The organism is Synechococcus sp. RC10B2 (genome assembly GCF_047502635.1).
Window position 1 is genome coordinate 1 of the sequence record NZ_JANSHO010000045.1, and the last position, 7,679, is coordinate 7,679.

General features: G+C 61.4%; 9 protein-coding genes and 1 pseudogene. 6 read left to right on the top strand and 4 right to left on the bottom strand.

Annotated elements, in window-relative coordinates; genetic code table 11:
* Positions 1 to 132: 132 nt before the first annotated feature.
* Positions 133 to 384 (top strand): annotated as a pseudogene (locus tag NW855_RS05720) (urease subunit beta); the annotation flags it as partial.
* Between the two features lie 136 nt (positions 385 to 520).
* Positions 521 to 772, top strand: coding sequence for a hypothetical protein (locus NW855_RS05725; protein WP_240527800.1), 252 nt, complete (start codon positions 521 to 523; stop codon positions 770 to 772).
* A gap of 135 nt (positions 773 to 907) precedes the next feature.
* Here the strand turns inward: NW855_RS05725 and NW855_RS05730 are convergent, their stop codons facing one another.
* Both NW855_RS05730 and NW855_RS05735 read right to left on the bottom strand, forming a co-directional pair.
* On the bottom strand, positions 908 to 3,274 hold the full coding sequence (locus tag NW855_RS05730) for an endonuclease MutS2 (RefSeq protein ID WP_414508512.1): 2,367 nt from the start codon (positions 3,272 to 3,274) through the stop codon (positions 908 to 910).
* 44 nt (positions 3,275 to 3,318) lie between these two features.
* Positions 3,319 to 3,483 (bottom strand): hypothetical protein, encoded by a 165-nt coding sequence (locus tag NW855_RS05735; protein ID WP_168173329.1) that lies wholly within the window; start codon positions 3,481 to 3,483, stop codon positions 3,319 to 3,321.
* Positions 3,484 to 3,681: 198 nt separating this feature from the next.
* Here NW855_RS05735 and NW855_RS05740 point away from each other — a divergent pair, with 198 nt between their 5' ends.
* The 4 genes from NW855_RS05740 (at position 3,682) to NW855_RS05755 (ending at position 5,629) form a co-directional block, all read left to right on the top strand.
* Positions 3,682 to 4,086: an NIL domain-containing protein gene (locus tag NW855_RS05740; RefSeq protein WP_011431371.1), complete on the top strand. Its 405-nt coding sequence runs from the start codon at positions 3,682 to 3,684 to the stop codon at positions 4,084 to 4,086.
* Between the two features lie 108 nt (positions 4,087 to 4,194).
* Entirely contained in the window at positions 4,195 to 4,416 is a 222-nt protein-coding gene (gene ndhL, locus NW855_RS05745) for an NAD(P)H-quinone oxidoreductase subunit L (RefSeq protein ID WP_011431370.1), read from the top strand.
* A 27-nt stretch (positions 4,417 to 4,443) separates the two neighbouring features.
* Positions 4,444 to 4,785, top strand: a complete 342-nt coding sequence (locus NW855_RS05750) for a DUF3007 family protein (RefSeq protein ID WP_011431369.1) — start codon at positions 4,444 to 4,446, stop codon at positions 4,783 to 4,785.
* 289 nt (positions 4,786 to 5,074) lie between these two features.
* The gene (locus tag NW855_RS05755; protein WP_414508511.1) at positions 5,075 to 5,629 is read left to right on the top strand and encodes a response regulator; all 555 of its coding nucleotides are present in this window, start codon (positions 5,075 to 5,077) and stop codon (positions 5,627 to 5,629) included.
* Between the two features lie 77 nt (positions 5,630 to 5,706).
* On the opposite strand, the gene NW855_RS05760 is transcribed toward NW855_RS05755, so the two are convergent.
* Entirely contained in the window at positions 5,707 to 6,759 is a 1,053-nt protein-coding gene (locus NW855_RS05760) for a sensor histidine kinase (protein ID WP_228375346.1), read from the bottom strand.
* Between the two features lie 79 nt (positions 6,760 to 6,838).
* Entirely contained in the window at positions 6,839 to 7,345 is a 507-nt protein-coding gene (locus NW855_RS05765) for an SAM-dependent methyltransferase (protein ID WP_011431366.1), read from the bottom strand.
* Positions 7,346 to 7,679: the final 334 nt, after the last annotated feature.

A 7,679-nucleotide genomic window follows, 5' to 3' on the forward strand; every position in this document is an offset into this window, starting at 1 on the left:
GTGGACTCAGGGCGGTGGGACTGCCGCTCTCTGGCTGTGGAGGATCCTGGTTTACCAGTCCGTTGAAGCAGCAACTCCGAGAAGTGATTCTCGGAAGCTCCCGTCTACAGCCCGTCAGGGCTTAGCGGGAGAGGATGTCACTTTCACTTTTTTGAGGTCAACCGAGCCCTGGTGTTGGATCGCGCCGCCAGCTTTGGCAGGCGCCTCAACATCCCTTCCGGCCAAGCGGTGCGTTTTGAGCCGGGGCAAACCCAGCGGGTCACTCTGGTGGCGCTGGGAGGCAAGGGTCTGGTGCATGGCTGCAACCGGCTGACGAAGAGCAGCGTCCGCTCTGCAACGCAAAAGCGGCGGGCCCTGGCCCGATTGCAGGAGTGGATGGGCTAGGTGGTTAAGCGCTATGGACATAACGCCCCTCGAAGTATGCAGCTTTGGGCATCTGGGCTGAGGCTTGGCCACATCCCCATCCCACCTCAGATTCAAGAGAGTAGGGCTATCCAATTCTTCCTCTGGGATCTGGCCAATGTTAGAGCGTGAGACTGTTTGGTGGATGTGGGTACAGGGCTTGGGGCTGAATCTTTCCGGGTTGGCCCTGTTGGCAGCAGCAGGTGCCACTTTCGGCCCCCTCTGCTGGACCGGCGCGACGGTGGCGGTGATGCTCAAGTTAATTGGAGATAGCCAACTGCTGCGCGCCTACTGGCTTTGGCAAAGTCGGCACCGCCAAGCGGGATCCCAGCCCGTCAGCTCGGCAGCGGCGCTCCAAAGTCAAGTTTGAACAGTTACCAAACAGCCTGTTCGTGGAGCTTCAGCTTCCCTCTCCCCCTGAGGAAGAGGGGCGGGTGAAGGCCAGCGGCAAAGTGCCTTAACCTTGTTTGAAACGACTGTCAGGGAGTTTGAAACAGCCTGACCCTCACCGCAGGTGGGCCACAGTCACACCCGTACCGCCGTCCTGGGGATCCGCTGGGGCAAACCTCTGGACACGCGGGTGATTTTGGAGGTAGGCCTGGACGCCGGCCCGCAGGCGTCCCGTGCCGTGGCCGTGGATGATCCAAACCGGGCCAGGAGGGGCTTGGGCAAAGTGCTGTTCCAGAATCGCCTCGGCATCGGCTACAGTTTTCCCCCTTAGGTCAAGGGTGTTGCGGCTGGTGCGCAGGTTCAGGGGAGCAGTGGTGGGCGGTGGGGAAGGAGGAGCTTTGGGGCGCTGGCGCTGTTTGGCCTGATGTTCATCGATGGGATCCAACTGGCCCCGCGGCACCGTGAACTTGAGAATGCCGCTGCGCACCACATACACCTCTCCTTCGACGGCAATGACCTCTCCCGTCTGTCCCAGGCCCCGCAGCCGCACCCGATCCCCCACCTCTGGCACGAACTCAGTCTCAACGGGCGGCGGCGGCGGCGAGTAGCGCCTGCGAATCTGCTCCAGCTCAGCAGCGACCTGCTGGGGATCGTCCCCCTGTTGCAGCTTGCGGACGGCGGCGGCCACCTCCCGGCGGGCGGCGGCCAAGAGGGCTTGCAGCCCCTGTTGCTGCCGGTACTCCAGTTGCGCCTCTCGCTCAGCCATTTGCCGACTGCGCTGCTGCATTTGGCGGTACAGGGTTTCCAGCTCTTGGTGCAGGGATCCCACCTGGGCGGCCCGCTCTTCCAACTGGGCCCGTTGCGCCTCCAGCCCCGCGATCACCTTATCCACCTGGCTTTCCCCCTGCAGATGCTGCTGCGCCCGCCGCAGAATCTCCGGCTCCAGGTGCAGCCGCCGGGCGATGGCCAAGGCATTGGAGCGACCAGGGATCCCCCACAGCAGGCGGTAGGTGGGGGCCAGGGTGGCCTCGTCAAACTCCACCGAGGCATTCTCAAAGCCGGGATGCTGGTATTTCAGAGCCTTCAGCTCGCCGTAGTGGGTGGTGGCCAAGGTCAGCAGGGCCTTTTCGGCGAGATACTCCAATAGCCCGGCAGCCAGGGCCGCGCCCTCGCTGGGATCCGTGCCTGCCCCCACCTCGTCCAGCAGAACAAGGGCCGGCGCCGGCTCCGACTGCAAAGCTTGCACGATGCGGCTGATGCGGCGAATATGCCCGGAAAAAGTGGAGAGGCTTTGCTGCAGCGATTGCTCGTCGCCGATGTCGGCATAGACCCCGTCGAACCAGGGCAGTTGGGGCGGATCCTGGGCGGGCAGGAAGATCCCCGCCTTGGCCATAAGCACCAATAGCCCCAAGGTCTTCAGGGCAACCGTCTTGCCGCCAGTGTTGGGGCCGGTGATGACCACGGCGCGGATGGACTCCGAGAGGGTGAAATCGATCGGGATCACCTCCGGGCCCTTGCCTTCCTCGCGAGACTGCCACAGAAGCAAGGGGTGCCTAGCTTGGCGCAGGCGCAATCCTGCCGGGACAAACTGGGGGCGATTGCCCCCCAACCAAAGGCTGTAGCGAGCGCGAGCCAACGCCACCTCCAGCCCCACCATCACCGCCTGCAGATGCTCCAAATCCTCGGCAACAGATCCCACCTGGGCCGAGAGGGCGGCCAAGATCCGCTCTTCCTCCGCCTGGATCTGGGCCTGGCTTTCCCGCAGCCGGTTGCCTAGCTCCACCACAGCGTAGGGCTCTACATAGAGGGTGGCCCCGCTGGCAGAGCTGTCGTGCACAATGCCGCGGATGAGATCCCGATGGGTGGCCTTTACCATCAGCACAAAGCGCCCCTGCCGCTGGCCAATCAACGTGTCCTGCAGCGCCTGGGGGTGCTGGCTCATCACCTGTTGTAGGCGTTCTTGGATCTGGCTGCGGTACTGGCGGTGCTGACGGCGCAGGTCTGCCAGGGCGGCGCTGGCGCTATCTCTCACCTCGCCGTGTTCGTCCAGGCAGCGGAAGATCTCCTGCTCTAGCTCAGGATAGGTGCGCAGATTGCTCACCCACTCCTGCAGGCGGGGCAGGCGCTCGTCAGCATCGATGAGTCGGCGAAGGCGGCGAGCAGCCCCCAAGGTGGTGGCAATCTGCACCAGCTCTTCCCCGCTCAGAATGCCCCCCCGTTCGGCCCGTTCCAGGGCCGGCAGCAAGTTGTGGATCCCGTCCAGAGAAATCCCCCCTGGCTGGCTGCAATCCAGCCGGATGGCCTCCTCCGTTTGATCAAGACAGACCTCGCTCTCGGCGCGGCTCCGCCAGGGATCCAGCTCTAGGCAGGCGCGGCGGCCTAGGGGTGTGGCGGCAAAGCTGGCCAAGTGTTGGCAGAGGCGGGGCCACTCCAACAATTCCAAAGTTTCTTGGCGGAGGGAAGGATCGGGCTCAGAACAGATCGGCAGCAGGTTGAAAGTAGTGGGCGTAGGCATTCCTGAAGAAATTAGCCATTCGAGGAAGAACGGAGCTGCAGCCGCTTCATCTCTTGCAAAAACTGCCGCTGGTAGTTGAGAAAGGCAGTGTGCCACTCGCGGAAGCGACGCTCACCATCGCGCACCAACATCTGTCGGTAGTGCTCGGAGTTGAGACGGGGCCGGGCCGAGTTCATGGGGATCGAAGACGCTCTGCCCCTATTGTGGCAGGCCGCGGGGCGCCTTTCATAGCTTCCAACCTGCGGGCAGGCGAGAAAGCACCCCATCTGTTCTGCCGGTGAGGGGAGATTTTTTGCTTGCAGTATGGCCGAACTTGGCAGTCGGCCTTGGCATACTGGAAGAGTCGTCGTACCTCAGCTACGCAAGTCAAATCCGTGCGCAAACGAGTGACCCTGATTTTTCCTCGCCACTTGGTGAATGTGCCCCTCACCTATCGTCTGGCGAAAGACTTCGATGTAGCCGCCAACATCGTCCGTGCCAGAGTAACCCCTAACGAAGTGGGCACCCTGGTGGTGGAGCTCTCGGGAGATATCGACCAGGTGGAGGCGGGGCTGGAGTGGGTGCAGTCTTTGGGCATTGAGGTGGCCGAGCGGGCTAAAGAAATTCAGATCGACCCAGATTTGTGCGTGGATTGCGGCTTGTGTACGGGCGTTTGCCCCACCGAGGCACTGAAGATTTCCGCTCCCGACTGGAAACTGGAGTTTCTGCGTAATCGCTGTGTTATGTGCGAACAATGCATCCCCACCTGCCCTGTCGGGGCCATCAGCACGAGTTTATAGCGATGAGGCGAAGAGCCGGCTAAGCCGACAAGTTCATTCACCATTACAATGCTGTAATATGACCCCGATTGGACTGGATTTGCCCAGGTTAATTCGAGGCAACTGGATATGCTCTCTACCTCGACGCTCATTGGCTTGACCTATGCTGCGCTAGCAGTTCTCTACCTGCTGGTGCTGCCGTTCTTGTTTTTGGTGTACGTGGACAAGCGCTGGAACTACAGCGGTGCCTGGGAAAAGGTGTTGATGTTTTTCCTAGTTTTGTTTTTCTTCCCCGGTATGGTGCTCGTGGCTCCCTTCATGACGTTTCGGCCCAAGCCGCGTTCGCTCTAGAGCTCGCCCTTCTGCAACCTACCAGCCATGCGCAGACGGGATGTTCTCGGCATTGGCCTAGCCCTGCTCTTGGGGGGAGGACTTCTCTACGGGCTGCTGCTTTGGGCCGGCTTAGATACGGGCGCGGCGCAGCAGGTGTCGAGTGTGGTGTTTCTGCTGGGATGCCTGGGCTGGACGGTGGGCTACCTGAAGCGGGTGTTGAGCAGGGAAATGACTCTGAAGGCCCAGTGGGCCACTTTCGAGAGGCAGCAAATCCAAGAAAAACTTCACTCCCTCTCCCCGGAGGAGTGGCAGGCCTTGCAGGCCGAGCTGGCCTCCGAAACCGAAGAGGAAGCTGAGGGTGGTTTGACCGAGCAAGGCAAGTGCTGAGGCCGCCGGGCAAGCTGTACCCAAAAACTTGTCGCAGATCGGTGGAGTTTCAGCTAGAAACTGCAGGAGCCCCGCACTGTACCCCCTCAATCCCCCCGCCCCCCTGCCCCCATATACGGGGGGTTGGGGGGGAAGGGGGGGCGGTCGGAGTCGGGTAGTTTACGTATCCAAGCGGCTGGGTCAGCCCAGCACTACCGGTATAGCTAGTTACTGTTTCTTCTCTATTGGAAATGCTACCTTGCGCCGTAGGCAAAGTTGTGAACTAAGGCAAGTCGTTTCTCTGCTCACCGTGACCAAGACCGTTCTGGTGGCTCAGGGTCAGCTTTTGCAAGCCCAGCTCTGGAAGCTGGTGCTGGAGTCTCAGCGCCATACAGTGGTGCTGGTTTCTCCTCAGGCAGATCTGGTGGAGGTGGCGGCAACTCATTCTCCGGATCTGATGGTGGTGGATATGACGACGGGGCTGTTTAACCCCTATGCCTTTTGTCGAGAGTGTCGGAGCCGGCTTCCGGATATCCCTGTGATTCTCACTCATTACCCTCGTCGCCCCATCGAGCCGGCAGAGCGGCGCTGGGCCATTTACCAGGGGGCAGCCGAGGTGATCCCCGGTTTGGCCGAAGCCGACGACATTCTCCACTCCCTCGAGCAAATTTACAAGGCAGCCAGGTGGTCTTTTCCCATCGACACGGAAGCTCTTCACGCGGTTCTCGAGCAGCTGGGTTTGTGGTCTGAAAAAGACAGCCCCCCTCCTTCCCTGTCCGTTGCAACAGAAGAACGCCAAGAGCAAACGGCTGCGCCCCCGCCGGCAAACTATCGATTGATGTATCGGGGCCGCCCTGTCGAGTGAGCTGCAAGCGCTCCACACCACTAACGCGAAGCAGAGGGGATCCCTTGGGCGCTTTTCTCCCCTGGCGGGGTTGGGGATCAGGGCAGCACCAGCGCTAGGGTCGTGCCCTGGGATCCCGTCTCCACCAAACACAAGTCTCCTCCGTGGGCTTGCAGGATACGTTTGGCGATGTACAGCCCCAGACCTCCTGAGCCGGTCGGGTAGTGCTGGCCGGCGATGTGAATGGGTTGGGCGATGTAGGGCTGGGCCAGCTCTTCCAGGGGAGCCGGCAGGCCGGGCCCGTCATCCCGCACCTGGATCTGGCGAGGGCTGATGGTCAGCACCACCACCTGGCGGGCGTAGCGCAAGGCATTGTCCACCAGGTTCACCAGCGCCCGTTCCAGCTCGGCCTCATCGGCATTGGCCCACCCTTCTCCCTCCACTCGCAGGTCGATCCCCCGTTCTCGGGCCAGGGATCCCATGCGTTCGGCCACCCGTCGGGCCAGGGATCCCAGATCGCAAAGACGAGGATGTAGCTCGATCTCGCCCCGCTCTAGGCGGTGGGCCTCCACCATCCGCTGCACCAGGGACAGATTGCGTTGGTTCTCCTGCAAGATGCGATCCAGCAGGGCAAGCCGCTCTTCCGGCTGCAACTGCTGCTCCTGCTTGAGGGCACTTAGCAAATGCCCAAAGGCAATGAGAGGGGTTTTCAGGTCATGCACCAAGGTGGCGGTAAAGGCTTCCCGCCGCAATTGGTCAATCTGGATCTGGCGCAGCAGATGGGCAAAGGCCTGGCGCAGGATCAAAGCCTCTTGGGGATCCCCGGGGCGGAGCAGCAAATTCCAACGGGCCGGCTGGCTAATTAAGGTTTCCAGATGGCCCAGCTCGCGGGCCAGCAAGGTGAGGGGCCGCAAGATTAGGGAAGACAGGACATAGCCCACCACTGCCGATAGCCCTGCTAGCAAAGGGATCCACAGCAGCAGCAGGACAGATCCCTCGGGGCTGAGCTCTGTGCCGGGGAGGATCCACTGCACCGACAGGATGAAAACCAAGTTGGGGACAAAGGAAAGGCTGGCAATCACCAGCGCCACCTGAGTGCGCAGGCTGTGGGGGAAGCGGCGGCGCCAGAACTCAAGTAGACGGCGTCTCAAGGGGGAACGGGAGAGAGGGCTGAGTTGAATTAGGCCAGGAGCGAACAGGCAAGTCAAGAGGGCTGGCAAAAAGTGGGGGCTAAATCCGCCAGAGATAGATGGTGTAGGTGTTGATAACATCTGACACGGTGGTGGTGGCGGTGGGCGGCCAATCCCCCATATCGAAAGTGTGGGTGACCAGGCGGGCGCCAGGCCGGAGCTCGCTGCGCAGCTTGTCTCGAATCAGCAGGTGGGAGCGGGGCAGCAAATAACAGGTCACCACCGTCGCTGGCGAGAGATCCAGGGTGAGCAAGTCCTGCTGCCGAAAACTGACCCGATCCTGAACCTGAGCGGCTTGGGCCGCCTGCTGTGCCTCTAGGATGCGCTCTGGGTCGATATCCACCCCCAGGCCCCGCGTGCCGCAGCGCTGGGCTGCCCGGATAGGAATGCGGCCATCCCCACAGCCCAAGTCGTAGAGGAGATCGTCGCCCCGCACCTGCGCCAGATCCAGCATGGCGTCGATCACCAGGGGCAAGGTGCGCACGTAGGGAGCCAGGCTCTCCCTACCGGAGCGGTTCTGAATGGGTTTGAAACCACGAGGTGCCACGGTGGAGCCGGGAGAGAGCTTTCCCCCTATTTTAGGATCCCTTGACTGCCGCCTCTTTTGCGGAGAGAGCAGAAAGCACGGTGGCAGGGATTGGGGTTCTCAATCTTAGATTTTGCGGTTCTGTTGTTATCGCGCAGTTGGCACCTTGAGGTGCTGGGGAGGCTCTTCCAGACCGCTATGGCTGGGAGCGCAGTTTTCCGTCCGTGCCGGAGTCTTGCTGAGGATTTTTGGGGTTTCCTAGCTGCAAACTCTACACTGGGGTTGGTCTGAGATCTGTACCTGATACATTTACGCTGAACACTGCTGAGCATTACTGCTCAGCGGTGAAGCGATA